28 protein-coding genes, 1 tRNA gene and 2 pseudogenes are annotated in these 26,231 nt (G+C 73.1%); 7 read left to right on the top strand and 24 right to left on the bottom strand.

The window, feature by feature from the left end; translation table 11 throughout:
- Positions 1–53: 53 nt before the first annotated feature.
- From IPM45_15580 to IPM45_15655, 16 genes and pseudogenes are all read right to left on the bottom strand, one after another.
- Positions 54–791, bottom strand: a complete 738-nt coding sequence (locus IPM45_15580) for a hypothetical protein (protein MBK9180955.1) — start codon at positions 789–791, stop codon at positions 54–56.
- Positions 788–1,693: an ATP-binding cassette domain-containing protein gene (locus tag IPM45_15585; protein MBK9180956.1), complete on the bottom strand. Its 906-nt coding sequence runs from the start codon at positions 1,691–1,693 to the stop codon at positions 788–790. The genes IPM45_15580 and IPM45_15585 overlap by 4 nt, the downstream gene beginning before the upstream one ends.
- Before the next feature lie 769 nt (positions 1,694–2,462).
- A pseudogene (locus tag IPM45_15590) lies at positions 2,463–2,660 on the bottom strand (WhiB family transcriptional regulator).
- A 229-nt stretch (positions 2,661–2,889) separates the two neighbouring features.
- Positions 2,890–3,612: a hypothetical protein gene (locus IPM45_15595; protein MBK9180957.1), complete on the bottom strand. Its 723-nt coding sequence runs from the start codon at positions 3,610–3,612 to the stop codon at positions 2,890–2,892.
- 64 nt (positions 3,613–3,676) lie between these two features.
- Entirely contained in the window at positions 3,677–3,904 is a 228-nt protein-coding gene (locus tag IPM45_15600; GenBank protein MBK9180958.1) for a hypothetical protein, read from the bottom strand.
- Positions 3,901–4,239, bottom strand: a complete 339-nt coding sequence (locus tag IPM45_15605) for a hypothetical protein (GenBank protein ID MBK9180959.1) — start codon at positions 4,237–4,239, stop codon at positions 3,901–3,903. Before IPM45_15605 ends, IPM45_15600 begins: the two co-directional genes overlap by 4 nt.
- Positions 4,229–4,609, bottom strand: coding sequence for a hypothetical protein (locus IPM45_15610; GenBank protein ID MBK9180960.1), 381 nt, complete (start codon positions 4,607–4,609; stop codon positions 4,229–4,231). Before IPM45_15610 ends, IPM45_15605 begins: the two co-directional genes overlap by 11 nt.
- A 245-nt stretch (positions 4,610–4,854) precedes the next feature.
- The gene (locus IPM45_15615; protein MBK9180961.1) at positions 4,855–5,088 is read right to left on the bottom strand and encodes a hypothetical protein; all 234 of its coding nucleotides are present in this window, start codon (positions 5,086–5,088) and stop codon (positions 4,855–4,857) included.
- Positions 5,085–5,501 (bottom strand): hypothetical protein, encoded by a 417-nt coding sequence (locus IPM45_15620; protein MBK9180962.1) that lies wholly within the window; start codon positions 5,499–5,501, stop codon positions 5,085–5,087. Before IPM45_15620 ends, IPM45_15615 begins: the two co-directional genes overlap by 4 nt.
- 184 nt (positions 5,502–5,685) lie before the next feature.
- Positions 5,686–6,813: an AAA family ATPase gene (locus IPM45_15625; GenBank protein MBK9180963.1), complete on the bottom strand. Its 1,128-nt coding sequence runs from the start codon at positions 6,811–6,813 to the stop codon at positions 5,686–5,688.
- Positions 6,810–7,199 carry a hypothetical protein gene (locus IPM45_15630; GenBank protein MBK9180964.1) on the bottom strand — a complete coding sequence of 130 codons (390 nt, stop codon included), beginning with the start codon at positions 7,197–7,199 and terminating at the stop codon, positions 6,810–6,812. Before IPM45_15630 ends, IPM45_15625 begins: the two co-directional genes overlap by 4 nt.
- On the bottom strand, positions 7,196–7,423 hold the full coding sequence (locus tag IPM45_15635; protein MBK9180965.1) for a hypothetical protein: 228 nt from the start codon (positions 7,421–7,423) through the stop codon (positions 7,196–7,198). Before IPM45_15635 ends, IPM45_15630 begins: the two co-directional genes overlap by 4 nt.
- Entirely contained in the window at positions 7,420–7,605 is a 186-nt protein-coding gene (locus IPM45_15640) for a hypothetical protein (protein ID MBK9180966.1), read from the bottom strand. Before IPM45_15640 ends, IPM45_15635 begins: the two co-directional genes overlap by 4 nt.
- Positions 7,602–8,780: a ParB/RepB/Spo0J family partition protein gene (locus tag IPM45_15645; protein ID MBK9180967.1), complete on the bottom strand. Its 1,179-nt coding sequence runs from the start codon at positions 8,778–8,780 to the stop codon at positions 7,602–7,604. The genes IPM45_15640 and IPM45_15645 overlap by 4 nt, the downstream gene beginning before the upstream one ends.
- Before the next feature lie 98 nt (positions 8,781–8,878).
- Positions 8,879–9,097 carry a DNA-binding protein gene (locus IPM45_15650; protein ID MBK9180968.1) on the bottom strand — a complete coding sequence of 73 codons (219 nt, stop codon included), beginning with the start codon at positions 9,095–9,097 and terminating at the stop codon, positions 8,879–8,881.
- Positions 9,094–9,330: a helix-turn-helix transcriptional regulator gene (locus IPM45_15655; protein MBK9180969.1), complete on the bottom strand. Its 237-nt coding sequence runs from the start codon at positions 9,328–9,330 to the stop codon at positions 9,094–9,096. The genes IPM45_15650 and IPM45_15655 overlap by 4 nt, the downstream gene beginning before the upstream one ends.
- A gap of 121 nt (positions 9,331–9,451) precedes the next feature.
- On the opposite strand from IPM45_15655, the gene IPM45_15660 reads away from it, so the two are divergent.
- Together IPM45_15660 and IPM45_15665 are read left to right on the top strand one after the other, a co-directional pair.
- The gene (locus tag IPM45_15660; protein ID MBK9180970.1) at positions 9,452–10,006 is read left to right on the top strand and encodes a hypothetical protein; all 555 of its coding nucleotides are present in this window, start codon (positions 9,452–9,454) and stop codon (positions 10,004–10,006) included.
- 17 nt (positions 10,007–10,023) lie between these two features.
- The gene (locus IPM45_15665; protein MBK9180971.1) at positions 10,024–11,229 is read left to right on the top strand and encodes a site-specific integrase; all 1,206 of its coding nucleotides are present in this window, start codon (positions 10,024–10,026) and stop codon (positions 11,227–11,229) included.
- 55 nt (positions 11,230–11,284) lie between these two features.
- Here IPM45_15665 and IPM45_15670 read toward each other — a convergent pair.
- The 5 genes and pseudogenes from IPM45_15670 to IPM45_15690 form a co-directional block, all read right to left on the bottom strand.
- A tRNA-Gly gene (locus tag IPM45_15670) sits at positions 11,285–11,355 on the bottom strand.
- Between the two features lie 114 nt (positions 11,356–11,469).
- A pseudogene (locus tag IPM45_15675) lies at positions 11,470–14,003 on the bottom strand (DUF3516 domain-containing protein).
- Positions 14,004–14,043: 40 nt separating this feature from the next.
- A complete protein-coding gene (locus tag IPM45_15680) occupies positions 14,044–14,286 on the bottom strand; it encodes a hypothetical protein (GenBank protein ID MBK9180972.1) in 243 nt (80 codons plus the stop codon).
- The gene (locus IPM45_15685; protein ID MBK9180973.1) at positions 14,283–14,936 is read right to left on the bottom strand and encodes a hypothetical protein; all 654 of its coding nucleotides are present in this window, start codon (positions 14,934–14,936) and stop codon (positions 14,283–14,285) included. Before IPM45_15685 ends, IPM45_15680 begins: the two co-directional genes overlap by 4 nt.
- Positions 14,933–15,925 carry an SDR family NAD(P)-dependent oxidoreductase gene (locus IPM45_15690; protein MBK9180974.1) on the bottom strand — a complete coding sequence of 331 codons (993 nt, stop codon included), beginning with the start codon at positions 15,923–15,925 and terminating at the stop codon, positions 14,933–14,935. Before IPM45_15690 ends, IPM45_15685 begins: the two co-directional genes overlap by 4 nt.
- Positions 15,926–16,105: 180 nt before the next feature.
- On the opposite strand from IPM45_15690, the gene IPM45_15695 reads away from it, so the two are divergent.
- The 3 genes from IPM45_15695 to IPM45_15705 all read left to right on the top strand — a co-directional run bounded on the left by IPM45_15695 (position 16,106) and on the right by IPM45_15705 (position 20,213).
- The gene (locus IPM45_15695; protein MBK9180975.1) at positions 16,106–16,786 is read left to right on the top strand and encodes a GAP family protein; all 681 of its coding nucleotides are present in this window, start codon (positions 16,106–16,108) and stop codon (positions 16,784–16,786) included.
- 98 nt (positions 16,787–16,884) lie between these two features.
- The gene (locus IPM45_15700) at positions 16,885–19,236 is read left to right on the top strand and encodes an arylsulfatase (GenBank protein ID MBK9180976.1); all 2,352 of its coding nucleotides are present in this window, start codon (positions 16,885–16,887) and stop codon (positions 19,234–19,236) included.
- 44 nt (positions 19,237–19,280) lie between these two features.
- A complete protein-coding gene (locus tag IPM45_15705; GenBank protein ID MBK9180977.1) occupies positions 19,281–20,213 on the top strand; it encodes a DUF389 domain-containing protein in 933 nt (310 codons plus the stop codon).
- Positions 20,214–20,582: 369 nt separating this feature from the next.
- Here IPM45_15705 and IPM45_15710 read toward each other — a convergent pair whose 3' ends face one another.
- Positions 20,583–20,771 (bottom strand): hypothetical protein, encoded by a 189-nt coding sequence (locus IPM45_15710; GenBank protein MBK9180978.1) that lies wholly within the window; start codon positions 20,769–20,771, stop codon positions 20,583–20,585.
- Between the two features lie 174 nt (positions 20,772–20,945).
- On the opposite strand from IPM45_15710, the gene IPM45_15715 reads away from it, so the two are divergent.
- Together IPM45_15715 and IPM45_15720 are read left to right on the top strand one after the other, a co-directional pair.
- Positions 20,946–21,239 (top strand): DUF3303 family protein, encoded by a 294-nt coding sequence (locus IPM45_15715; protein MBK9180979.1) that lies wholly within the window; start codon positions 20,946–20,948, stop codon positions 21,237–21,239.
- Positions 21,240–21,509: 270 nt separating this feature from the next.
- Positions 21,510–22,940, top strand: coding sequence for a M20/M25/M40 family metallo-hydrolase (locus IPM45_15720; protein MBK9180980.1), 1,431 nt, complete (start codon positions 21,510–21,512; stop codon positions 22,938–22,940).
- 159 nt (positions 22,941–23,099) lie between these two features.
- On the opposite strand, the gene glsA is transcribed toward IPM45_15720, so the two are convergent.
- A complete protein-coding gene (gene glsA, locus IPM45_15725) occupies positions 23,100–24,104 on the bottom strand; it encodes a glutaminase A (GenBank protein ID MBK9180981.1) in 1,005 nt (334 codons plus the stop codon).
- The gene (locus tag IPM45_15730; protein ID MBK9180982.1) at positions 24,101–25,762 is read right to left on the bottom strand and encodes an AbgT family transporter; all 1,662 of its coding nucleotides are present in this window, start codon (positions 25,760–25,762) and stop codon (positions 24,101–24,103) included. Before IPM45_15730 ends, glsA begins: the two co-directional genes overlap by 4 nt.
- Between the last annotated feature and the right edge of the window lie 469 nt (positions 25,763–26,231).

Raw genomic sequence — 26,231 nt, forward strand, 5'->3', positions numbered from 1 at the left:
TCGGAACCCGAAGGCCCCGGGACGAGCGTGACCCTGGATGCCGGAAGGCTGCGTCAGGCGTCGCGCCTGGTGACGAGCGCCGTGCCCGCGGCCACGAGCGCGAGCGCGGAGCCGGCGAACAGCAGGCCGCCCCAGAGGGGCCCGAGGCCGGGGTCGACCGGGTCGATCGAGGACAGCTGCGCGCCCGCCTGGAACGGGGCGAACTGCCCGACCGTCGGCACGAGCGCGTAGACGATGCTCTCCACCAGGAGCACCCACACGACGAAGATCGTGATGGCGGCTGCCGGGCTGCGCAGGATGGCCCCCAGCCCGAGGCCGACGAGCCCGTAGAGCGCGGTGACGGCGACCGAGCCGACGACCGCCCGCCAGAAGCCGGGGCCGCCGTACTCGAAGGGGAAGTCGCGGGCCCTCAGGAGCGACCCGCCGATCAGCAGGCCCACGACGACCGCGATGGCCCCAATGGCGAGCCCGAGGCCGGTGATCGTGACGGCCTTGGCCGCCATCACCCGTGGCCGCCGGGGCTCGGCCGAGAACGTGGGACGGAGGGTGAAGCGGAACTCCTGCGTGATCAGCTGCACGCCGACGACGCCGACGAGGGCCTGGGCGATGCCCAGACCGGCCAGCGCGAGGCCGAAGACGGTCTCGGGCGTGGGGTCGATCCGATCCTTGATGATGATCAGCGGGATGAGGACGCTGAAGCCGACAGGCAGGGCCACGGCGAGGAGCAGCAGCACGAGGTTGCCGGCGACCGTTCGCAGCTTCAGCCACTCGGACCGGATCAGCGTGGTCACGGCGAGGCCCCCCGGAACTCCTGGTCGCCCCTCGTGACCTCGATGAAGGCGTCCTCCAGCGAGGCCGTCACCGTGGTGAGCTCGTGGAGCTCGACGCCGTCGCGCCGGGCGATCGCCCCGACTGCCGGGGCATCGAGGCCGGTGACGTGCAGCGTCGAGCCGTGCTCGTCGACGACGGCGCCGGCCGCGCGCAGCGCCTGGGCGAGGGCGGCCGCGCCCGGCGACTGCACCCGCACGGAGGACGGCGTGAAGCGGCCGACGAAGCCGGCGACGTCGCCGCTGTGGATGAGCCGGCCCCGGCCGATCACGATGAGCGAGTCGGCCATCAGCGACATCTCGGCGAGCAGGTGGCTCGACACGAACACCGTGCGACCCTGCGCGGCGAGGCGCTCGAGGAACGTGCGGATCCAGCGGATGCCCTCGGGGTCGAGGCCGTTGGCCGGCTCGTCGAGCAGGAGGGTGGCCGGGTCGCCGAGCAGGGCGCCGGCCAGGCCGAGCCGCTGGCGCATGCCGAGCGAGTACCCACCGACCTTGCGATCGGCCACCTCGGCGAGGCCGACCATGCCGAGCACCTCGTCGACGCGCGCCGTGGGCAGCCGGGCGACCGTGGCCAGCCAGCGCAGGTGGTTCCGGGCGCTGCGGCCGGGGTGCGCGTACGAGGCGTCGAGGAGACCCCCGACCTCGCGCAGCGGGTTCGTGAGCGAGCGGTACGGACGCCCGCCGAACGTGCCCGTCCCGGCGTCGGCGTGGTCGAGGCCGAGCAGCAGCCGCATCGTGGTGCTCTTGCCGGAGCCGTTCGGGCCCAGGAAGCCGGTGACGACGCCGGGCTGCACCTCGAACGAGAGGTCGTCCACCGCCACCGTGGCGCCGAACCGCTTGGTGAGGCCGCGTGCCTCGATCACCTGCCGCACCTCCCCGATGTCGCCCGGGCCACCCCGTGACACTGGCACGGTACCGTCGCGGTCTCGAGCTCGCCCCGTGTCGTCCGGTCGTGGCGTCCTCGTGGCGCTGCCGATGACCCGCCTCCTGGCATGCGCACGAGCGTTGGTCGGGTGGATCGTCGACCAGCACGATGTCCAGTGGATGCGGCGGCCCGAGGGAGCGGATGGAAGGGAGCGGTCAGCGGTGACGGCCACGACATACGGGTAGCGGCGTGGGCCGACGCGCTGGAGCGGGTGACGGGAATCGAACCCGCATAGCCAGCTTGGAAGGCTCGACGGAGGCATAGCCCTGACCTGCCCATTCCCGCATCGGGCCAGGTCAGAAGGGCGGAGATACGCACCATCCCTGTCCCGTATCGACCCCCTTTGACCCCTGTTCGGGGCACGTTCGGGGCACGACCGGGGCACGGCCCGTTCTGACGCCTCTATGCCTGCGGGTGGCATAGACGTGCTAGGCGGCCGCCGGTGGTGCCTGTGCTGCCGTCTGCGCCGCTCTGGCCGCGGTCGGCCCCGTCGGCCCATCGGCCTCGCCGGGCGCCGCCTGCGCCATCCTGGCGGCCGCTGCGCCGAGCTGGTGGGCACGCTGACGGGAGATGCCCACGGCGGCACCGACCGCCGCCCACGTCAGCCCTTCGGCCCGCAGAGCGATGACGCTGGCGGCCGTGAACCGGCCCGCCTCTGCTGCGGCGTCGGCGGCACGTTCGGCCCGCAGCCGCCTGCGCTCCTCCGGTGTCAGCCCGCCCCACACTCCGGCCGGCTCGTCCATGCCCGCCTCCCGGCACTCCGAGCGGACGAGGCACCGGCCGCACACGTCGACGGCGGCGTCGAGAGCGGCGTAGGTGCCGGCGAAGAAGTCGACCTCGGGGTGCTCCTTGCACGCGGCGTCGCGGTGCCAGTCGGGCCGGTGGTCGAGCAGCTCGGCCAGCATCACCGCCGGGTCGCTCCCCCAGGGCAGGTCGTCGGGCGACAGCACCGAGCGCCATTGTGGCACTCGCGCTGACGCTACGTAGTGGACGGTGGCCCGGGCCCGAGGGCGGTCGCACTCGCCCCCGGTCCCAGGCCACCTTGTGGGGCGCCGGCCCGCCGCGGTGACGACTCCACGGCGGGCCGGGCCGGAGCAGGCGGCGCCAATGCCCAAGCGCCCGCCCCACGACCTGTCAGGCGGCGTCGAGCGGCCCCGGCGCCAGGTCGCCCGACCTGTAGTGCAGGGGCGCCACGTTCGGCCGGACCAGCACGGCCCGCAACGCGTCGACGAGCTGCGGGACGCGCCAGGCGACGCCGTGCACCTGGCTCGTCGGGGTCGGCGTGCCGTACCGGCCCTCAGGGCCGGATGCTGCCCACGCCGACTGGCGGCGGGCGGCGGCCAGCTCGTCGGCCAGCACGGTCAGCTCGTCGGCCAGCGCCGACCAGCGGCCCTCCACCGTGTCGAGCCGCTGGCGGGCCGCCTCGACCAGCACCGGGCGGTGCTCCCGGCAGGCGAGGGTGAGGGCCGTGGCAGCCTGCTCGACCGCCTCCGACAGCGCCGGCAGCTCGACGTCACGCAGCGCGACGACCTCGGCCTGGAGATCGGCGGCCCGGGTGGCCTTCGGCAGCTTCTCGGCGCCCTCAGCGATGGCGGTCCCACGCGTCACGGCGTCGGCCTTCGACGCAGCCCGGCGGGCCTGCGCGCTGTCCAGCTCGCGGAGCCGGCGGCGGGCCACCGCCCGCCGCTCGGTCAGCGCCAGCCACCGGGCCGACGCCTCGTCCACGGCGTCGCTCCCACTCGGTGAGCCGAGGACGGACACCCGGTCGAGGCCCGAGCCCTGCGCGATCTGGCGGGCCAGCGCCCGGGCGTTCTGCGCCTCACGGTCAGCGATGCTCAACACGTTGCTCTCGGTCATGTCGCTGTTCTCCTTCGTGCTCGGGGGTGGCGCCACCATTGGTGGCGCCAGGTCGTCGGGTAGGTCACGGCCACCGCTCGCCACGGCGCCGGCCCGCCACCACATCGCGCAGCAGGCCATCCGCCAGCGCGTGCCAGTCGACGACAACCGGCTGGACGGGCAGCGGGCCGGAGCCGAGCAGCGGGCCGGGCTTCGCCACGGGCGGCGGTGGGTCGGCAGGCGGTGCGCCCTCGACCCGGGACCGGCGCAACCCGGCCGCCCTGATCGCCCTGTCGATGCTCTCGTTGCTCATGGTGATGCTCCTGTCTCCTCGTCCGGCCACAGGTGCCGGAAGTTGTCGGCGTGGCGGCCGGTGATGCGCATGGCGCACGCCCGACGCCACCTGTTCGGCGAACCCATCGGGCCGTCCCCGCAGGTGCCGTCAGCCTCGGTGCGGGCGCACCACCACGCCTCGGTGGCGCCCACAGCGTCGGTGTCGAACGGCACGTCGCTGACTAAGGCGCTTTCATCGGCCTGCGCCAGCCGCGCCAGCGCCACCAGCCGCTCGACCTCGGCCCGCACGTCCACCACGGTGGACGCGGCCTTCGGCGTGTACCGCTTCGACGCCGGCACCGACCTAACCGCCACGGCGCCCGCCCCTCGCCGGCGTCCGGCCCCACCTGGCCTCAGCCGCAGCCCGGCCCCGCAGCTGCGCCGGCGACAACTGCCGGCCATCCTCACCCGGCAGCCTCAGCTCAGCGAGCAGCTTGCCGAGCGCCAGCCGGCACTGGCGCAGCTCCGCCACCGCGCCGTTCAGGCGGGCCTGACCGGACGCCCCCGCCACCACCAGCCCGTCGGCCTCGAGCACCAGCTCGAGCTGGGCGCACAGGTCGGCCTGTCGGCACGCCGTCGCCAATAGCAGCCGCTCATGGGCCTCCAGGCTGAACGAGCCCGTCACCGCCCGCCACATCGCCGTACCCGCCTTGCCGAGCCCCTCGGGCGGCTTAGCCGCCGTCACAGCGGCCTCATGTGGCAATGCGCACACCCCGAGAGGCAGGCCTCATCGGTCTGGAGGGCGCGGAGTGCCGGTAGCACGCCTACCCCTCCCCCCCCTCGGCCGGTCACGGCCGGGCCGCCGGTCGGTCGTCGCGGTCGGTGTCGTCGCGGTCGGGTCGGCGGCGCGGGCGCGGGTTGGCTACGCGGTCGAGGGCCTGGCGTCGTGCTCGGCGTCGGGTGCCTCGGGTGCGTCGTCGGTGGGTGCCGTCACTTCTGGGCACGTTCGTCCTCCCGGTCGTGGCTGGTGTCTCGTGACACCGCGTCGTGGTGCAGCCGGTCGAGGCGGTCGAGCTCGGCGACGGCGTGGCGGGTGCCGGCCACGGCGTGCAGGTGGCAGAAGCGGGCGACTGTGGTGGCGCCGACGACCAGGCGGAGCGTGCCGGGCCGGGTGCAGCCGGCGGCCGAGCAGGGGGGCGGAACCCGGTGGGCGGGGGCGGTCACGGGGTGGGGTCCCGGTGCAGGCGCCACGTCTTGCACTCCCGGCCGGGCAGTCGGATGACCGGGCCGCCGGCGTCCTCCGGTGCGACCGCGATCACGGCGCTCATCCCGTCGTCGTCGCAGTCGTGCTCGAAGGCGATGACGTCGTAGGTGTAGGTCGGTTCGTCGTCGGTGTAGGTGACGTCGACCTTCCAGCCGGGAGGGGCGGGGAACGCCGTCCAGTGCTCGCCGGCTGAGACCACCTCCCAGCCGACGCAGGCGCCGTCGTGGTGGTCGGGGTGGATGAGACCGTGACGGCCGGCGATGAGCGGTTCGGCGTCGTCGTTCCAGGCGGTGATCGGGACGGTGGTGTAGGTCTTCTTGCCGGCCCGCTCGTGGGCGAACAGGACGGCCGCGCCACGTCGGGCGGGGATCATGGTTGCTCCTTCGTGCCGGGGGTGGACGAGGTGAGGTGGACGAGGTTGCTTCTTCTTCTCTCCGCGCCACGCGCCCTCTGTCCACCTCGTCCTATAGACGAGGGTGGACGAGGGGCGAGGTGACGGCTGTCACTTCGTCTGGACGAGGTTGGGACGAGGTGCGGACGAGGTGGACGAGGTCGGTTCACAGCTCGGCCCGGCCAAGGTCGGTGAGGTAGTGGTAGTGGCCCTGTCCGACCTTCTCGACGGTGAGCCACAGGCGGTCGACCATCCACCGCAGCGCGGTGCGGACGGCGTTGGCGTTGCCGCCCAGCCCCTTCTCGATCGCGTTCTTCGACGACCCGTCGTAGGCGGAGAGGTAGTCGAGGACCTTGGCGACGACGGCCATGTCGGCGGTGACCTCGCCGGGCGGGTCGACGGCGACGGTGACTGCCCCGTCGGGCCAGCCGGTGAGGTCGAGCACGGCGGCGACCCCGTCGACCGCGGCGCCTCGTACGTGGCCGGGACGGTCCTTGGTGACGTGGACGGTGACGGTGCCGGTGCTGGGGTCGGAGCCGACGGGACGGGCGAACGGTCGGACGGTGTCGAACCTGAACGCTGCGCCTGAGATGCCGGCGAGCTTGTGCTGGCCGCCGATGGCGTAGCGGCCGCGGGTGTCGGCGCTCTTGGTGACGTGGTCGATGCAGACGACGGCGGCGCCCTGCTCGGCGAACCGGCGGGGTAGGGCCCGCATCCAGCGGGCCACGTCGGCGTTCGACATCAGGTCGAGCCCTTCGGTGACCATCGCCTCGGTGACGCCGTCGATGACGACGAGGTCCCACGGCTGGGCGAGGTGGCCGGCGAGGTCGACGGCGGCGCCGGTGGGCAGGCCGTGCCGGTCAGCGAGCGGTTCGTCGGGTCGGACGTACACGAAGTGGGCGGCTATCTGCTCTCGGGTGAGGCCGAGGGCGTAGAGGCGGGCGACGACCCCGCGTTCGTCGTCCTCGAAGTCGACCCACAGGACCCGGCCGCCGGCGGCGACGACCTGGGCGGCGCCGGCCATCGCGGCCCACGACTTGCACGACTCGGATTCGCCCATGAACCAGTGGACGCGGCCGCGGTAGAGCAGGTTGGTGCCGTCGCTGCGGGCGAGCACGGCGGGGCCGGGGAGGTCTCCGCCGTCGAGGGCGTCGGTGAGGTCGACGGCGGCCCACGACGTGGCGGGGGCGGTGTCGTCGTAGCGGTCGCCGTTGTCGCCCGGCGGGGGCACGTCGTCGTAGGGCTCCCAGGCGGCGTACTCGCGCTCGTACTGGCGTTCGTCCCAGGTGGTCACGCGGGCACTCCCAGCTCGTCGAGGACGAGGGCCGGGTCGACGCCGGCCCGCAGCGAGTAGAGCGAGCGCACCAGCAGCGCGGTGACGCGGCGCCGGGCGGCGTCGCGGGCGACGAGCGCGGCGGCTGAGCCGACGTGGTGCCACGGGGCGTCGCATGGGCCCATGAGGGCGACGAGCCCGTCTGGCACGCCTCGGGCGGCGAGCTGGTCGTGCCACGCCTGCCAGCCGTCGGGAGGGCCGGCCCGCCAGGCGTCGACCACGGCGCGGGCCGTCGGGTCGGTGTAGTCGGCCGGGTCGAGCTCGACGTCGAGGACGGGCGGGCTGGGCGACCAGACGAGCACGTCGGCTACGGCCCGTTCGGCGGCGCTCACGGCGGTGGCGCTCACCCGGTCACCTTCACCCTGTCGGCGCCGAGGACGCGCTTGGCGGCGGCGACGTCGGGCCGGCCGACCATCCGCCGACCGTCGGCGCGGGCGAGGTCGGCGGCCAGAGCGATGACGTCGCCCGCTGTCGGCTCGGTGCACGTTTCGGTGACGATGACCGGCGAGGCGGGCGTGCCGAAGGCGTAGGCGATGCGGGCGACGGCGGCCCGCTCTGCGTCGGCGGTCACGGGCTGGCCGCCGGCTCGACGTGGCGGGCGAGGTCGACGGCGAGCCGGTCAGCGGCTCGGGCCAGAGCGAGCGCCAGGGCTTCGTCGCCCAGGTCGAACAGGCTGTCACCGAGCGCGGCCCGGGCCAGGACCGACGCGAGCCCTTCGGCGCGAGCGCAGGCGTCTGCCAGGTCGGCGGTCATGCGTCAGGGTCCAGCGCCAGCAGCAGCTCGCCGGCGTCTCCGTCGCGCCACCCCCAAGGCTGAAACGTCGAGGGGAGAAGCGCGACGACCTCGCAGGCGTCCTCCAGGCGGGCCGCCCGGCCGGTCAGCGAGCGCCACTCCCCGAACGTCATGCTGGTGGGGATGCGGGCGTGGCGCAGGTCGGACATGAAGCCGTCGCCCATGTCGGTGCGGAGCTGGCCGCGGCTGGCGGCGCGGCGTGCCTGCCAGCCGCCGGGGCTGGGTGCGGCGGCCTGGGGCCGCTCGGCCACAGTGGACCCCCGCGTCCAATACAGGGCGGCGCCGAGCATGTCGAACCACTCGTCGATGGCCTGGTCGAGCAGCTTGACCGGCATCTCGCAGGCGGCGGCGATGAGTGCCCACGCCGACGCCAGCACCTCCCAGGTCGGCACCTCGGCCCGGCCGGCCCACGCGGCGGCCTGGGAGCGCACCGCGCCGGTCAGGTGCCCAGCGTCGGGCCCGGCCATCATGCTCATCGTCGGGGCGTAGCCCTTCGGGGCGTCGCACGGGCGGGCCCACAGCATGAACGCGTAGGCCCACACGTTGTCCTCGTCGAGCTGGTCGAGGGTCGGCGCCTTGTACGGCTCGGTCGCGTCGCCGTACAGGCTGCGGATGCGGAGGAGCTGGCGGGCGTGGCCTTCGGTGAGGTGCCGGCGGGCGACGAGGTGCAGCACCGTGGCGGGCAGGTCGAGCAGCCGCAGCTTCTGCGCCACGTAGGAGCGGTCCTTGCCGATGCGCCGGGCGAGGTCGGCCTGCGACATGCCTGCGTCGAGCGCCCGGCGGTAGGCGCGGGCCTCCTCGGTGGCGGTGAGCCCCTGCCGTTGCAGGTTCTCGACGAGCTGCATGTAGGGCACGTCGTCGGCGGGCACGTCGCGCACGACGGCGGGGATGGCCTGCCAGCCGAGGGAGCGGGCGGCGCGCAGCCGGCGCTCACCGGCGACGACCACGAACCGGCCGCCGGTCGGCCGTACGAGGATGGGCTGGGCGAGGCCGGTGGCGTCCATCGACGCGGCCAGCTCGGCCAGGTCGTGCTCATCGACGTGGGAGCGTGGTTGGCCGGGGTCGAGGTCGACGAGGCCGACCGGGATGGTGTCACGAGACACCACCGGGGCGGGAGCGGCGCCGCGGCCGGCCACGCGGGTTACGCTGGTGTCGGCACTCATGCTGTCGGTTCCTTTCTCGTGGCGCCCCGGGGAGTAGCGGCCCCGGGGCGTTCGCTTGTCGGGCGAAGGGCTCAGGCGGGGCGGGCGAGGCGTAGGCGTCCGCGTGGGGCGGGCTCGACGCGGTGCTCCTCGGCGTGGGCGTCGAGGTCGGCCAGGTCGAACAGGAGCCGACCGGCGACCTTGTGGTAGGGGAGGCGGCGCTCGGCCACGAGCCGGCGGAGGTACCGCTCGGTGAGCCACGGGCGGGCCTCGACGGCCTGCGGGATGGTGACGAGCTGGCGGGGCGTCACGCGGCGGCCTGGTCGAGCTGGCGGAGGAGGGCGAGGTAGCGGAGGGCGGCGTCGCCGCGGGGGAGGCGCTGGGCGTGCTCCCAGCGGTGGACGGTGCTGGTGTCGACCCCGCAGGCGGCGCCGACCTCGGAGAGACTGAGACGGGCGGCGAGGCGGATGGCGCGGGCCTGGCCGGAGGTGGTGGCGTGGCGCACGTCGGCCAGGGCTCGGGCGTGCTCGGTGCTCGTGGTCATGCCGGCGAGTGTCCACGGCCCGGCGTAGCCCAGTCAAGGCTATGCCTACGCCTAGTTCTGTCGGGCGTGGCATAGCCCCGACGGTTGACGAGCCTTTGCCGGTAGGCGTACCGTCCTCGGCATGGCACAGAAGCGTCAAGTCTTGGCAGGGAAGGGGACGAGCCTCTGGCCCGACCCGTTCGCCGGGCCGTGGGCGGTCACGGTCCACTACGCCGAGGTCGACGGCCGCGTCGAGCCCGTCGGCCTCGACGTGCGGTCGTTCCGCGAGGTCGACGGCGGCGCCGTGCGGCCCGCAGCGCCCCGAGGCAGGCTGGCCCCCATCACCGCGACGGTCGTGCGGAGCCTCCCGACGGCGGCGCTCGTGCGGGCCACCCGGCGGTTCCTCGTCGAGTCGGCCCGCAAGGAGGCGAAGTCGGAGAAGCGGCCCGCCGCCCAGCGGCGCGCCCTCACCACGGCCGCCGACCGCCTCGACGTGCCCGAGGGCGACGAGCTGACCCGGGCCGCCGCCGTGTACCGGCAGGCCTGGCGGTCGGGCGACCCGGCGCCCACCAGGGCCGTCGCGGAGGCGCTGGGCGTCGGCCGCAACGTCGCCGCGAAGAGGGTTGCCCGGTGCCGGCGGCTCGGGCTCCTCCCGCCCACAGAGCGGCGCCGGGCGGGCCTCGGAGGCGCACGGTGAGCCCGCGTCGCCGGCCCCTGCCCCGTGGCGCCGGGTCGCTGCGGCGGCTCCCGTCGGGCGTCTGGCAGGCCCGCTACCGCGACGCGTTCGGGCAGCGGCAGACAGCCCCGCACACGTTCGCCACCCGGGAGGCGGCCCTCAACTGGCTCGACGACCAGGCGACCGACCGCCGCCGGGGCGCGTGGGTCGACCCGGCCGGCGGCCGGGTGCTCCTCGACGACTACGCGGCCCGCTGGGTCGACACGCGCCGCAACCGCAAGGGCGAACCGCTGCGGGCCACGACCGCCGCCCTCTACCGCGACCTCCTGCGGCTCCACGTCGCCCCCGCGCTCGGGGGCGTCGCCCTGGGCGACCTCACCCCCGAGGCGGTGCGGGCCTGGCACGCCGGGCTCCCCGGGGCGACCGTCCCGGCGAAGTGCTATCGGCTCCTGCGGGCCGTCCTCGCCACCGCGGTCGACGACGGGCTCATCTACCGGAACCCGTGCAAGGTCGTCGGCGGCGGCGCCGAGGCGTCACCAGAGCGGCCCATCCCGACGGTGCCCGAAGTGTGGGCGCTCGCCGGCGCGGTCGACGGCCGGTGGCGGGCGCTCGTTCTCACCGCTGCGTTCTGCTCGCTCCGCTGGGGCGAGCTGGTGTACCTGCGGCGCCGGCACGTCGACCTCCTGCACGGCACCATCCGCGTCGAAGGGTCCGTCGCGGAGGTCGGCGGGCGGCTGGTCGAGCAGGCACCGAAGTCGGACGCCGGGGTGCGGACGGTGGCAGTGCCGGCGGTGCTGGCCGCCGAGCTGGAGGCGCACCTCGCCAGCTACGCCGAGCCGGGCCCCGACGGCCGCGTGTTCGTCGGCGCGAAGGGCGCCACGCCGCGGCGAGCCAACTTCTCGCCGGTGTGGGACCGGGCCCGACGGCAGGTCGGCCGGCCCGACCTCCACCTTCACGACCTGCGCCACGCCGGGGCGACCTGGGCGGCGCAGGCGGGAGCCACGACCGCCGAGCTCATGGCCCGCATCGGGCACTCGTCGCCCCGTGCGGCGCTCCGCTACCAGCACGCCACCGCCGAACGGGACCGGGCCCTCGCCGGGCGGCTCGACGGCCTGCTCCGCGAGGAGGCAAAGGCCGGTCAGGAAGGCGGCCAGGTCGTCGCCCTCGCGGCCGCTGCGGCTATGCCGGCGGGACGAAGGGGACGCGATCGGGGCACGATCGGGGCACGAACCCCGTCAGGCTGAGAGTCGTTCCCGACCGGAGGGCAGTCGCACCCCTTCTGACCTGCGGTTTCGTGAGAGCGGGTGACGGGAATCGAACCCGCATAGCCAGCTTGGAAGGCTGGTGCTCTGCCATTGAGCTACACCCGCGTGCGGTCCAGAGGATGCCACCTGCCGCGTGCGCCCGGGAAGCGCCGGGCCCTCCCGAGCCTGCGGCTGCCCTGCCCACGGATCGACGGAGATGGCTCCGCACGCCGGGGCGGCTCAGGGCAGGGTGCGCTCCTCGCCGAAGCGCCCGAGCGAGGCGAGGTGCAGGGCGGGCACCCCCTCGTCGAGGGCGCGAGCGAGGTCGACCTCGGCGGTGAACGCCCAGTCGCCGTGGCCGGCGGGGTCGGCCAGCCGTTGGCGGACAGACCAGCGGCCCGGCTCCTCGGTGAGCGTGAAGAACGCCGTCGACCGGGCGTCGGCGTCGGTGCCCATCGACTCGTGCTCGGCCCAGTAGGGCGACATCGCCTGCGCGAGGAGGCCGGCCGGCCAGCCCGTGCGCGCCGCCAGCGGCTCGTACGACCGGCGGGCCAGCAGCTCCACCCAGGCGAACGCAGCGGTGCGCACCGCGGTGCGCCAGGCCCGGGGCGGGCCCGACACGCCGGGGGCGGCCGGGGCCTCGGCGGGCTCGTGCACGGGCCGCCGGCCAGCCGCTCCCACTCCTCGAGCAGGCTGGCGTCGGTGGAGCGGATCAGGCTGTCGAGCCAGCCGATCACGTCCTCCAGCATCTGCGTGTACGCCTCGTCGGGCAGCGACCGGTCGAGTGCCCGCCAGGCGTCGGTGAGGTAGCGGAGCAGCAGGCCCTCGCTGCGCTCGATCCTCAGGCGGTGCACCATGCCCCCGAAGCTCTCGCCCGTCTCGAGCAGCTCCCGCACGACGCCCTTCGGCGACGGGTCCTCCTCCACCCAGGGGTGGTGGGCGCGGTACTCGGCGAAGCAGGCGTCGATCACGTCGGCCAGCGGTCGCGGCCAGGTGATCTGGTCGAGCACCTCCATGCGCTCCTCGTAGGGCATGCCCTCGGCCTTCAGGCGGGCCACCTCCACGCCCTTGGCAGCGTGCTGCTGGGCGAGCAGGATCGGCACGGGGTCGTCGAGCACGCTCTCGAGCACGCTCACCACGTCGAGGTGGTACGCGGGGTCCTCGGCGTCGAGCGCGGCCACCACCTCGATGGCGAAGGGCGCCAGCGGTGACGAGAACCGCAGCGTGCTGCGCTCGTCGCTCCCCTCCACCAGCGAACCGACGCGCACGCCGGTGCAGCGGCCGCTGGCGTCGCGCACCCGCTCGGCCACCCCCGCCGCTTCGAGGGCGCGGTAGACGGCGATGGCCCGTCGGACGTGCCGGCGGCGCCGGGGAACGGGGTCGTGGTTGCCGAGGAGCAGCTCTTTCAGGGCCGCAGGGCCGTCGGGACGGGCCAGCACGGTCGCGACCAGGTCGGGCGTGACGCGGAACCGGGACACCAACGGCTCGGGCCGGCTCGACACCAGGCGATCGAGGGTGCCGGCGTCGTAGTGCACGAAGCCCCTCGGCGGCTGGGCCCGGTTGACCTTGCGGCGGGCCTTCGGGTCGTCGCCGGCGCGGGCGAGGGCCCGCTCGTTCTCGATCACGTGGTCGGGGGCCTGCGCCCACACGTGCCCGTCGGGATCGAAGCCGGGCCGTCCGGCCCGGCCGGCCAGCTGGTGGAACTCGCGGGCGCTGAACACGCGGACCTTCTGGCCGTCGAACTTGGTGAGCGCGGTCATCAGCACCACCCGGATCGGGATGTTGACCCCCACGCCCAGGGTGTCGGTGCCGCAGATCACGGGCAGGAGCCCGTCGCCGGCGAGGCGCTCCACCAGCCGCCGGTAGCGGGGCAGCATGCCGGCGTGGTGCACGCCGACGCCGTTGCGGAGCAGGCGGGCGAGGGTCTGGCCGAAGCCGGGAGCGAACCGCACGTCGGCCAGCGCGGCGGCGATCGCCTCGCGCTGGGGGCGGGTGGTGAGCGGCAGGCTCACGAGCGCCTGCGCCCGTTCGACCGCCGCCGCCTGGGTGGTGTGGACCACGTAGACCGGGGCGAGGCCCTCGCGGATCGCCTCGGTGACGCTCTCGGCCACGGGGGTCGCCCGCCAGGCGTGATGCAGGGGGGTGGGGCGGTGCACCGAGGTGATCTCGCTCACCGGTCGTCCGCTGCGGGCCCCGAGGTCCCGGGCGATCGCCGTCATGTCGCCGAGGGTGGCCGACATGAGCAGCAGCTGGCAGTGCCGCAGGGTGAGCAGCGGCACCTGCCAGGCCCAGCCCCGGTCGTGGTCGCCGTAGTAGTGGAACTCGTCGAGGCAGGCGAAGCCCGCTCCGCCCTCGGCGGGGCGCCGGTCGCCCTCGGCCAGCGTGGCGTTGGCGAACACCTCGGCGGTGCACACCAGCACCGGAGCGCCCGAGTTGATGGCCGCGTCGCCGGTGGCCAGGCCGACCTCTGCGGCCCCCAGCAGGTCGACGAGGTCGAAGAACTTCTCGGCGACGAGCGCCTTGATCGGCGCGGTCCACACCGCCCGCTCGCCGCGGTTGCGGGCGAGCACCACGCCGATCAGCGCGGCCAGGCTCTTTCCCGACCCGGTGGGGGTGGCCAGCACCACGTGGTCGCCGGCGGCCAGCGCCAGGGCCGCCTCCTCCTGGTGCGGGTAGAGGGGCCGCGCCGTCGCCTGGGCCCAGTGGGCGAAGGCCTCGACCACCTCGACCGGGTCGGCGCCGGGAGCGGGGAGGTGCTCGGTGATGGCGGCCATGGCCCGTGCACCCTACGCAGCGACCGGCGGCGGCCGGCCGTCAGCGCCTGGGTGGGCGGGGTGTGCCCGTGCCGCCCTCGGAGCTGGCCAGCGTCGTCACGTCGACGGCGGCGATGTCGTCGACGAGGTCGTCGAAGCGGCGCAGGACCGCGCAGAGCCGAGCCGTGGCGAAGGGCGACGGCCGCTTCTTCTGGCCGAACGAGTAGCCCTCGAAGCCCCGGTAGCACGAACCGGGGGTGACCGTGCCGTCGGCCGAGACGTTGTACGCAACCAGGCACTTCACGACCTTGAACCGGTAGCCGTGGCCGAACAGGTACGGCTGCTCGTCGGTTCGGGCTCGCCAGGCCCGCGGAACCTGGTCACCGGGTCCGGCACGCAGGGCCAGGCCCGGCCCTGGGTGGTGTCGCCCAGGTCGGCCGCCATCGCCCCCACCGCACGAGCCACACGAGGGTCGTCGCCACGACCGAAGCGCAGCAGGACCTCGACGATGGCGTGGTTGTCGCACAGGAGCGAGCTCCAGGCCGGCTCCGGCGTGACACGGCTCTCGGCGAACGAGGCGAACCTCCCCGAGGCGAGCTGATGGCGAGCCATGGCGTCGAGCAGCCGCTCGATCCGTTGGTCGTCGCCGCCGCCCACGCCCATGTCGGCGAGGAGGCCGAGGAGGTTGGGCGCGAACGCGGGGCTCTGGTGGCCCGACACCTCGCCACCGGCCTCCCAGTCGGGGAGCCGGTCGATCAGCTGGGTCGTGCCCGGGTCGGCCAGCACCTCGTCGTGCGCCGCCGCCACAGCGCGATGGTCGGGCTCGGCGAGGAGCCGGGTCTGCACGATCCAGCGGGCCGCCGGCTCGGGCGACGCCAGGATCCACGGTCGGGGATCGGCGCCGAGCAGGCCGAGCCACCGCTCGGGCCGGTCGGGCCCGGTCCGCCTCGTCACCGAGCCGGCGCTCCCGGGTCGAGGCCGCTGCGCTCGACGCACCACGCCCAAAGCTGCTGTCGCCGCTCCGGGGTGTCGGCGCGGCGGGTCGTCGGCAGCCTGTGGATCGGCCGTGGCCGGCGGTCGAGCCAGAAGCGGCCGCTGGTCGCCAGGGGCTCGCCGTCGTCGGCGGCCAGCCACACCAGCGTGTCGGCGCCCTGCGCCGGTGTCCGCAGCAGCGGGCCGACGATGCGGCGGAACGTCGGCAGCGACGCCTCGACCCCCGGCGTGTCGGCCCAACCGGGGTGCATGGCGTGGAACACGACGTCGCCGTGGCCGAGCCGCTCGGCCCAGAGCTCGTTGAGGGTGACCTGGGCCCGCTTGGCCCGGGCGTACTGCTCGGCCCCCCGGTAGTCGTCGGTCATCTCCAGGTGGTCGACCGTGAGCCCGGTCGCGTACATGCCGCCCGACGACACCGTGATCACCCGGGCCGGGGCCGACGCCCGCAGCCGCGCCAGCAGGAGGCCGGTGAGCAGGAACGGGCCGACGACCTGGCTGGCCACGGTCGCCTCGGTGCCATCGGGCGCGGTCGTGAGGTGCGGGCTCAGCGCGCCGGCGTTGTGGATCAGCACGTGCAGGGCGGCGTGCCTCGACAGGATCTCGGCGGCCACGCGGCGCACCGCGCGGAGATCGCCCATGTCGGCGACCACGGTGGTGAGCCGGTCGTTGCCGGTGCGCTCGACCAGCTGGTCGCGCACCCGGGCGGTCTTGGCCGGATCGCGCCCGAGCAGGATCACGGAGGCGCCGTCGCGGGCGAGCAGCTCGGCCGCGGCCAGGCCCAACCCCGAGGTCGCGCCGGTCAGCAGCACCACCCGGTCGCGCAGCGCGTAGCCCGACAGTGGCGTCCAGTGCCCGAGCCGGGACCGGAGGTCGTAGCCGATCCGGGTGAAGCTGGTGACGACCGGCGCCTCGATGACGGCGTCGACGAGCCCGGCCATGCTCACGGTCACGGCGTCGAGGATGCCACTCCAGGGTCCTCGTCGGGGAGCGTCCGGCTCTCGAGCGTGGACGCCGCCCGTTCCCTGGCCGTCCGACCACCGCAGAGGTGGTGAACCCGCCGGAGAAGCCGCGATGCACCGCTGAGACCGGACGCGGCCCCGCTGGAGGCGCCTCGCGGGAAGGATGGAGCGATGGCAGACGTGTGGAGCGCCCTCGTCCCGCTGATCCTCGGCAGTGCACTGGTGCCGATCCAGATCATCGTCACGATCCTGCTGTTGCGATCAGCGGCCGGGAAGTCGACCGCGATCGCGTGGGTCACCGGCATGACCGCCGTCCGTCTCGTCCAGGGCGTCGTGTTCGGACTCATCCTGTCGTCGACCGACGCCGAGGCGGACGGCGCCGACAGCAGCTCCACCATCGTGTCGACGCTGTTGCTCGTCGTTGCCGTGCTGTTCCTCGTCAGCGCCGTGCGACAGCTCCTTGCCGGCGATGACCCTGATGCCGCGCCGCCGAAGTGGCTGCAGGCGACGGCCTCGATGACGCCGATGAAGGCGTTCCTGCTCGGTGCGGGGATCCTCGTGATCGGCGCCAAGTTCTGGGTCTTCACGCTCGGCGCGATCGGCGCCATCGGTGAGGCCGACCTGGGTCGTCCGGCCTCGATCCTCACCTACCTCGCCTTCGTCGTGCTGGCGGTGTCGGTGAACCTGGTGCTCATCGGCATCGCCGTCGTCGTGCCTTCCCGCGCGGACCTGCTCCTCGACCGGGCGTCGGAGTGGCTGACCAGGCACAACCGGGTGATCATGATCGTGATCGGGTTCGTCTTCGGCACCTGGTTCACGGTCAAGGCGCTCGACGGCCTCGGCGTGATCTGACGGCCTCACCACTCCGGCGGAACCGTCCACTCAGCGCGACCTCATGTGGTACGACAGCGCGCGGCGCCAACGACGACGTCGATCCGGGGGAGGACCTCATGCCGATCATCGAGTACGAGCACGGTGCGCGGTTCCCGGGAACGATCGGCAGGACCGCCGACGAGTCGAGCCCGGCATGGCCGGCGACCCGACGTCCACCGGCGGGGAGTCCGAACGTGGTGTTCGTGGTCCTCGACGACACGGGCTACGGCCACCTCGGCTGCTACGGCAGCCCGATCTCGACCCCGAACTTCGACCGGTTGGCCGCGTCCGGCGTGCGTTTCACGAACATGCACACCACCGCGCTGTGCTCCCCCAGCCGTTCGTGCATCGTCACCGGACGCAACCACCACGCCAACGGCATGGCCTGCATCACCGAGCTCGCCACCGGGTACCCCGGCTACAACGGGGTGATCCCGTTCGAGAACGGGTTCATCTCCGAGATGCTCGTGGCGCAGGGCTACAACACGTTCATGGTGGGCAAGTGGCACCTGTCGCCCAGCGTGACCGAGACGGCTGCCGGCCCGTACGACCGTTGGCCGCTCGCCCGTGGGTTCGAGCGGTTCTACGGCTTCCTCGGTGGTGACACCAGTCAGTGGTATCCGGACCTGGTCTACGACAACCATCAGGTCGAGCCCGATCGGACGCCGGAGGAGGGGTATCACCTGACCCCCGACCTGGTCGACAAGTCGATCTCGTTCATCGCCGATGCCAAGCAGGTTGCACCCGAGAAGCCGTTCTACCTGCACCTGTGCTTCGGCGCCACGCATGCGCCACACCACGTGCCCAGGGACTGGGCCGACCGGTACGCGGGCATGTTCGACGACGGCTGGGACGCGTACCGCGAGAAGGTGTTCGCCCGCCAGAAGGAGCTCGGGTTCTTCCCACCCGACACGGAGCTGTCGCGCCACGACCCTGACGTGCCCGACTGGGATGCGCTGTCCGCCGACGAGCGGCGGCTGTACAGCCGGATGATGGAGGTGTTCGCCGGGTTCCTGAGCCACACCGACCATCACCTCGGCCGTCTGCTCGACTACCTCGAGGAAGTCGGCGAGCTCGACAACACCGTCGTCATGGTCGTCTCGGACAACGGTGCGAGCGCCGAAGGCGGCCCGACGGGCACGACCAACGAGGCCCAGTTCTTCAACAACGCGCAGGAGTCCGTGGAGGACAGCCTGGCTGCGATCGACGAGATCGGTGGTCCGAACCACTTCAACCACTACCCGTGGGGTTGGACGTGGGCGGGCAACACGCCGTTCCGCCGCTGGAAGCGCGAGACGTACCGGGGTGGCTCGACCGACCCGTTCATCGTGTCGTGGCCGGCGGGTCTGAGCGCCCGCGGAGAGCTGCGTCACCAGTACGCCCACATCATCGACATGGTCCCGACCGCCCTTGACCTCCTCGATGCCGACCCGCCGGCAACCATCCGCGGCGTCGCGCAGTCATCACTCCACGGGGTGAGCCTCGCCGGCGTGTTGCGGGACGCCTCGGCACCCGAGGTTCACCGAACCCAGTACTTCGAGATGCTCGGCCACCGCGCCATCTACCACGACGGCTGGCGGGCCGTGTGCCCGTGGCCCGGCCCCTCGTTCACCGAAGCCGGCAAGGGGTTCGGTGAACCGATCTCGGCCGACAAGCTGACCGAGCTCGATCACGCCGGCTGGGAGCTCTACCACATCGCCGAGGACCCGGCCGAGACCCGCAACCTCGCCGCCGAGCATCGCGACAAGCTGATCGCACTGATCGCCACCTGGTACGTCGAGGCCGGCAAGTACGACGTGATGCCGGTCGACGGCAGCGGACTGGCCCGCATCATCGGCGAGAAGCCCACCGTGTCGTTGCCCCGCGACCGCTTCGTCTACCGCCCGAACACCCAATCTGTGCCGTTCAACGCCGCCCCACGGGTGCTCAACCGGCCGCACAGCGTCACCGCGATCGTCGACATCCCCGACGGCGGTGCCCAAGGCGTGCTGCTGTGCCAGGGCACCGCCGCCGGCGGCTACTCGCTCTACATGAAGGACGGCCATCTCCACTACGTCCACAACTACGTCGGTCGTGCGTGGTACTCCGTGTCGTCAGCCGACGCGGTCCCGACCGGGTCACACGAGCTGCGGTTCGAGTTCGAACCCACCGGAGCCCCCGACATGCCGAACGGGCGGGGTGCACCCGGCCGGATGCAGCTCTACGTCGACGGTGTGCTCGTCGGCAACGCCGAGGCGCCGGTCACCACACCGTTCATGTTCAACCCCGGCGGCTTGACCTGCGGCGCGAACACCGGCTCGCCGGTGACCTTCGAGTACACCAGCCCCTTCCGGTTCACGGGCACCATCAAGACGGTGACGGTCGACGTGAGCGGTGACCTCATCCACGATCCGGAGGCAGAGCTCCGGGCGCACATGGCCCGCCAATAGCCTCGCCCCAAGCCGGTCGAACCGTCGGAGGAGAGGGTCCACCCGTGATCCACCTCAGCGTCTTCGTCCCTCCCGACCTCGTCGACGGCGTGCGTCACGCCCTTGCGGTGACTCCTGGTGTGGCGCACGTCGTCGCTGGCGCCAGCACGGAGGACGGCCTGGTGAGCGTCGTCGCGCAGGTCGAGCCCGACGCCACCGATGCCGTGATCGATGCGCTCAGCGCCTTCGAGCTCCCGTTGCGGGACGTCACGTTCTGGCGCGTGCCCAGCATCCACCCGCTCGGCTGGCGGCGCGGGCGCGCCACGGCGGACCCGGACTCGCAGGTCTGGGCGGAGGTCGTCAGCAGAGCGGACGACAACTCCCAGCTCCTCGTGTCGTACGTGCTCTTCATGATCGCCGCTGGCGTGGTGGCGGGAGTCGGCGTGCTGACGGGATCGTCGATCCTCGTGGTCGGCGCGATGGCCCTCAGCCCCGACCTGCTGCCCATCTCGGCGAGCGCGATCGGCATCGTCGAGCGACGTTGGCAACTTGCGGCCCGGGCGATTCGAGCACTGTGCTTCGGGCTCGCCATCGGTGCGATGGCCTCGTGCGCTGCCACGGCGCTCCTACGTGTCTTCAACCGCATCCCCGAAGACCTCGTCCTCGCCGAGACGGTCCTCGGACCCTCACTCACCAAGCTCGGGCCCGGAAGCATCCTGGTGGCGGTCGCCGCCGGCATGGCCAGCATGGTCGCGTTCGAGCGAGCTGCTGGGGCCGCCGTGGGTGTCGCCATCTCCGTCACCACCATCCCCGCCGCTGCCTACGTCGGTGCGGCGATCGCGCTCGGTCGCGACGAGCCCATGTGGGGCGCCCTGCTCGTGCTGGTGACCAACGTCGTGCTGATCATCCTGGCCAGCACCGCGACCCTCTGGGTGGAGCGGTGGAACCGGCGGCGCCGAGCTGAACGCGTCGATGCCACCGTCGGCCGGAGCGCCTGATGGCCATCGCCTCGGGCACGCCTCCCGACCCGGCGCGATGCTGATCGAGCCGGCTACTCCGGCGCGCTGGCCGAACGAGCGGCTCAGCTCTGAACCGGTCGTCGCTCGGGCATGATCGCGTGCATGGCAGCCGGCGTGATCGACGTCTGGATGTAGCACCCGAACCGGCTCCGAGGCGTCGCCGGCGCAGACCTTCGCAGGCCGATGGACGCGGTTCGCGACGTGCGTCGACGTGTCGAGGAACCGGGCGCCCCATCCCGTCCCGACCGTCCGAGGCATCCTCGAGGGTGCCGGCCGAGGGGGGGGAGGCGCCGTCGAGCGCTCGCATCGCCGTGGCGAGATCGACACCCCGCTCCGGGCATCGTGCGATCAGCAGCCCGATCGGCGGGAGTCGTCGTGGTGCAGCTCGACGTGGCGTCGATAGCCGTCGGCCACCGACGACCGCCTCGTTGCGCTGCTGCCAGCGCGTCGCCACACCGCCGGGACGGAGAGCTTGTCGAGCGATCCCTCGGCGACGACCGCGAGCACCGCGCCGAGGATCTTGCGCCGGGTCAGCACCCGTTGCTCCTCCCGCAGCTGATGCGGGCATCTCGTCATGAGATGAGCACATCGACGAGGAACGACCGTCTCCGGGCGGGCCTGCGATGCCCGGAGACGGGATTGGCAGTCACGTCCTTCGGGCGTACAAGGGGAGGCGAGCCTGTGCGCGGCGCAGGAGGAGGGGGGACCCCGATGAAGGAGCTGTACGTCACGGCCTACCGGTTCCACTCGGACCTCGACCGGGAGGACTTCGAGGAGCTCACCAAGCTCTTCGCGGAGCTCGGCAGCACCCCCGGCACGATCGCCCACTACATGGCGATCGGTGGCGGTCGGGGCTTCGTGATCAGCGAGGCGATCTCGGACGACCAGCGGGCCAAGGCCTTCGAGCTGAACGTCCGGTACGCGCGGTTCATGGAGTTCGAGGTGCACCCGGTGGTCACGATCGAGGAGGCGTTCCCGGTCATCCTCCAGGTCTACGGCTCGTAGGCGGCGACTCGGCCCGACGAGGCTGGCCGACAGCGCTTCCCGTCGCCTCACGGTGCCGAGCTCATGCTTCGCCTGTTCCTGGCGCAGGCGGTGGCATCGATACAGGCAGAGGGCGGGAGCGCCGGGCAGAGCGGAGGTCGATGTGGCACGTGAGTTCGTGCCGTGCGGGCAGGGGGTAGGCGCCATCGACGAGCTGGTGCCTGGCGGCGAGCCGGTGGCGCAACTCGTGGCCACGGTCGAGGCGCGGCGTGATCGGATGATGAGCCTCCGATGAGCCACCTCGACCTCTCGATCGTCGACGACCACACCACCGAGCTCTGGGGCGGTCTCGTGCCGGTGCTCTCGGACTACATCGCCATCCCGGCCCTCTCCCCCGGCTTCGACGGCGACTGGGCGGCCAACGGCCACCTGGACCGCGCGGTCGACCTCATCACGTGGTGGTGCCACGATCGGCCCATCCCCGGGATGACGGTCTCGGTCCATCGCCTCGAGGGCCGCACCCCGCTGGTCGTGTGCGAGATCCCGGCCACGGCCGGCGTCGAAGACGTACCGCCCGTGCTCCTCTACGGCCACCTCGACAAGCAGCCGGAGATGGAGGGCTGGCGCGACGACCTGGGTCCGTGGAAGCCGGTGCTGGAAGGCGACCGGCTGTACGGCCGCGGGGGCGCCGACGATGGCTACTCGGCCTTCGCCGCGCTCGGCGCCGTCGAAGCGGTGAAGGCGGCCGGCGGCGCGCACCCGCGGTGCGTGGTCCTCATCGAGGCGAGCGAGGAGTCCGGCAGCCCCGACCTCCCGGCGTACGTCGAGGTGCTCGCCGGTGTCATCGGGACGCCCCAGCTCATCGTGTGCCTGGACTCCGGGGCCGCCGACTACGAGCACCTGTGGATCACCACGTCGCTGCGGGGCATGGCCGACGGCGACCTCACGGTTCGCGTGGTCGAGGAGGGCCTGCACTCGGGCGGCTACGGCGGCGTGGTGCCCGACGGCTTCCGGATCCTGCGCCGCCTGCTCGAGCGGATCGAGGACAGCGAGGACGGGCGGGTGCTCCTCCCCGAGGCGTGGGTGGCGGTCCCGCCCGAGACGCAGGCCGCGCTCGCACCGGCGGCCGCGCTGGTGGGCGCCGGGCGCGTGGCCGAGGTGCCGTGGACCCCGGGCGCCGGTCCGGTCACCGGCGACGACGCGCTCGAGGCGCTGCTCGCCACCACCTGGCGGCCGCAGCTCACCGTGGTGGGCCAGGACGGCCTGCCCCCCACCGCCCGCGCCGGCAACGTCCTGCGCCCGGAGACGACCCTCAAGCTCTCACTGCGCCTGCCTCCGCACGTGGACCCCGACGTGGTGCTCCCGGCTCTCGAGCGTGCCCTCACCACCGACCCGCCCTACGGCGCGCAGGTCACCTTCGGCGGTGGCGGCGGCGCCTGGGGGTGGGCCGCTCCGCCCACCGCGCCGTGGCTCGAGGACGCGCTGCAAGCCGCGTCCGACCGCTTCTTCGGCGCCCCGGCGCTGCAGTTCGGCGAGGGCGGCACCATCCCGTTCATGGCGATGCTCGGCCAGCGCTTCCCCGGGACGCAGTTCCTCGTGACCGGCGTGCTCGGACCGAACAGCAACGCCCACGGTCCCAACGAGTTCCTCCACCTCCCCACCGGTCGCAAGGTGACCGCCGCCGTCGCCGCCGTCCTCCACGCCGCCGCCCAACCGCACTGACCGCGGTCGCCCCGAAGGCGTCGAACCTGCTCGTCGCAGCCGAGTGCCACTGCTCCCGCCGAAGCGAAGGGCTTGGTCACGGCCTCGGGTTGCGCCTCGCTGTCGGTCGTCGACGCACGTGGCGACCGACAGCGACGACACCCAGCGTGGGGACTCCAGTCACTCCGACGGGGGCGGGTCGTGGGGCACCGAGGCGAGGAGGTCGAGCCCGAGCCGGCGCGAGAGCAGGCGGGCGACGGCCTGCCCCTTCACGCTGTTGCCGGCGCCGTCGAGCGGCGGGGCGAAGGTGCCGAGGCCGCCCTTGCCCGGCGACACGGTGACGATGCCGCCGCCGATGCCGCTCTTGCCGGGCAGCCCGACGTCGTGCAGCCAGTCGCCTGACGTCTCGTACAGCCCGGCCGTGACCATCGCGGCGAGCACGGCGTGGCACACCTCGCGGCTGACGACCTGCTCGCCGGTCACGGGGTTCACGCCGCCGTCGGCCAGGGTCGCGCCCATCACTGCGAGGTCCCGCGCCGTGACCGCGACGCAGCTCTGGCGCGTGTACAGGTCGAGGGCGACGGCGGGGTCGCAGTACACCCGCTCACGGGCGGCGAGCAGCGCGACCAGCTCGCGGTTGCGGTGGTTGGTGGCGGTGGCCGAGGCGTAGGTCTCCTCGTCCACGGCCAGCTCGCGCCCGGCGAAGCGGGAGAGCGCGTCGAGGATCCGGTCCCACCGCTCGCCGTCGCCGTCGCCCGGCACGAGGCTGGTCGTCGCGATCGCGCCCGCGTTCACCATTGGGTTCGTGCGGCCGTCGGCGCTGCGCTCGACCGCCTCGCCGGCGTTGAACGGCAGCCCGGTGGCGTTCGCGCCGACGAGCCGGCGGGCCTCGTCGGGGCCCACGGCGCCGCAGACCAGCGCGTGCACGAACGGCTTGGCGACGCTCATGATCGGGAAGGCGACGTCGGCGTCGCCCGCGGTGACGACCCGGCCGTCCACGCCGGCGAGGGCGACGCCGAAGAGGTCGGGTCGAGCCCGGGCGAGGGCGGGGTAGACGGTCGACACCGCTCCCTCGTCGAGCTCGCACACCTCGCGGTAGGTGTCGGCGAGCAGCCGCTCGACCTCGTCGTCGGTCGGCAGGTGGCCGGTGGAGACGAACCCGCCCGGCTCGGCCCCGTCGGTCATCCTGACGTCTCCGGCCCGAACGGGATGCCGAACGCGTACCAGGCGACGAAGAACAGCGTCCACACCACGACCAGCGCCACGAAGGACGGGAGCATCAGCGCTATCACCGTGCCGATGCCGGACCGCTTGTCGTAGCGCTTGGCGAACACCACGATCAGCGGGAAGTACGCCATGATCGGCGTGACGATGTTCATCGGGGAGTCGGCCACCCGGTAGGACGCCAGCACCGCCTCCGGAGCGACGCCGAGCCGCAGGAACAGCGGGATGAAGATCGGCGCCAGGAGGGCCCACTTGGCGATCGCCTGCGGCATGATCACGCCCACCAGCAGCGTGATGGCCATCGCCGCCAGCAGGAGCCACACGTCGCCGATGTTCGAGCCTCCGATGAGCTCGCCCAGCTTCACCGCCGCGATCTGCGGGATCCGGGAGTAGTTGAAGTAGGCGATGAACTGCGCGATCAAGAGAAACAGGAACAGCAACCCCGCCATGCCCGCCCACGACTTGGTGATGGCGTCGACCGTGTCCGTGTTCGTCTTCAGCGTGCCGGCCCCGCGCCCGTAGCCGATGCCGGCGGCCAGGAACAGCAGCGAGATGATGACGATGAGGCTGTCCATGAACGGCGAGGTGCCGATGATGCCGCCCGTCTCCGGGTCTCGCAGCGGGGCGCCCGGCGGTGCGGTCAGCAGCACGATCAGGCCGAGGGCGAGCAGGAACCCGATGCCGGCCCAGCGCAGCCCGCGCCCGTCCTGCTCGGGGGTAACGCCCTCGAACGTGTCGGGCTGGTCGCGGAGCTCCTCGCCGGACGGCGCCACCGCCGCGTCGTAGGCGCCGAGCCGGGGCTCCACGAGCCGCGTGCTCACGATGGCGAGCAGGACCGTCAAGACGACCGTCGAGCCGACGCCGAAGTAGAGGTTCGCGGTGATGTCGATCGAGCGGCCGGGGTCCACGAGCTGGATGGCCTCGTTCGTGATCTCGGTGAGGACGGCGTCGGTCGGCGTGATCAGGAAGTTGACGCCGAACCCGCCGGCGACACCGGCGAAGGCCGCCGCCATGCCCGCCAGCGGGTGGCGGCCGACGCTCGCGAAGGCCGCCGCGCCGAGCGGGATGAGCACGAGGTAGCCGGCGTCCGAGGCGATGCTCGACACGATGCCGAGCCCCACGATGATGTACGTCAGCGTGCCGGGCGACGACACGGCGACCAGCTTGCGTATCAACGAGGCGATCAGCCCCGACGCCTCCGACGCGCCCACACCGATCATCACGATGAGGATGATCCCCATCGCCGTGAACCCCATGAAGTTGCGCACGAACGACGTGAACAGGAAGCGGATGCCGTCGGTCGACAGCAGGCTCTCGACCGTGGCGGTCTCCGTGACCACCTCGTAGGAGGACGCGTCGGACTGCTCGGGGGGCAGCCGCTCGCCGGGCAGCATCGAGCCGCCGACGGGGACCTCCTCGGCGACCTGTGCCGGGGGCTTCACGACCTCGTAGGTCGCGCTCCAGCCGGTCCAGGCGAGGATCTGCGACAGCACGATGATCCCGGCGCACAGCCCGAGAAACAGCAGCGCGGGGTGCGGCACCTTGTTGCCGACCCGCTCGATGAAGCCGAGGACGCGCTGGAAGCCGCCCTGCTTCGCGTCGAGTGCGACGTCGCTCACGTCATGCCTTCCCTTCCTGTCGGCCGTGCGCCCGTCGACGCTGAGCGAGTCGCCGGGGCGGTGCTGGCTCTCGTCTCCCAGCTTGATGGCCTCCCGGAGGAAGTCCTGGGCTTCTTCGGGCAGTACGCCGTGGTCGACGTTGGCGCCTCCGGCGATGGCTTCTTCGACCTGGTCTCTCCTCGATGTTCGATGGCGAATGGGGACCAGCCGGACCCCCGTCGTAGGTCGGCCTTCTCCCACTGGTCGCGAGCGAACACAGGACGGCTTGGTCGCGCGACCGCCGGTTCGCGGTGAGAACTGTCGCTGGCTCCGCGCCGCCAAAACTATCGAGACCTACCACCTCGAGCGCAGCGTCACCGACGAGCGAAGCCCGCTCGGCCCCGAACCGCGAGGCGCGGCCGACCGTCTCGTGTGGCAGCAGGCACGCGCCGACCTCGAGGCGCTCACGACCAGCGCCGGAGCGCCGGAT

The sequence above is a fragment of the Acidimicrobiales bacterium genome (assembly GCA_016716005.1).
Lineage (GTDB): Bacteria > Actinomycetota > Acidimicrobiia > Acidimicrobiales > JADJXE01 > JADJXE01.

Coding starts and splice junctions, on each gene's coding strand:
- IPM45_15595 (MBK9180957.1), bottom strand. CDS start 3,612: ATGACCGAGAGCAACGTGTTGAGCATCGCTGACCGTGAGGCGCAGAAC.
- IPM45_15600 (MBK9180958.1), bottom strand. CDS start 3,904: ATGAGCAACGAGAGCATCGACAGGGCGATCAGGGCGGCCGGGTTGCGC.
- IPM45_15620 (MBK9180962.1), bottom strand. CDS start 5,501: ATGATCCCCGCCCGACGTGGCGCGGCCGTCCTGTTCGCCCACGAGCGG.
- IPM45_15640 (MBK9180966.1), bottom strand. CDS start 7,605: ATGACCGCCGACCTGGCAGACGCCTGCGCTCGCGCCGAAGGGCTCGCG.
- IPM45_15655 (MBK9180969.1), bottom strand. CDS start 9,330: ATGACCACGAGCACCGAGCACGCCCGAGCCCTGGCCGACGTGCGCCAC.
- IPM45_15660 (MBK9180970.1), top strand. CDS start 9,452: ATGGCACAGAAGCGTCAAGTCTTGGCAGGGAAGGGGACGAGCCTCTGG.
- IPM45_15695 (MBK9180975.1), top strand. CDS start 16,106: ATGGCAGACGTGTGGAGCGCCCTCGTCCCGCTGATCCTCGGCAGTGCA.
- IPM45_15700 (MBK9180976.1), top strand. CDS start 16,885: ATGCCGATCATCGAGTACGAGCACGGTGCGCGGTTCCCGGGAACGATC.
- IPM45_15715 (MBK9180979.1), top strand. CDS start 20,946: ATGAAGGAGCTGTACGTCACGGCCTACCGGTTCCACTCGGACCTCGAC.
- IPM45_15720 (MBK9180980.1), top strand. CDS start 21,510: ATGAGCCACCTCGACCTCTCGATCGTCGACGACCACACCACCGAGCTC.
- glsA (MBK9180981.1), bottom strand. CDS start 24,104: ATGACCGACGGGGCCGAGCCGGGCGGGTTCGTCTCCACCGGCCACCTG.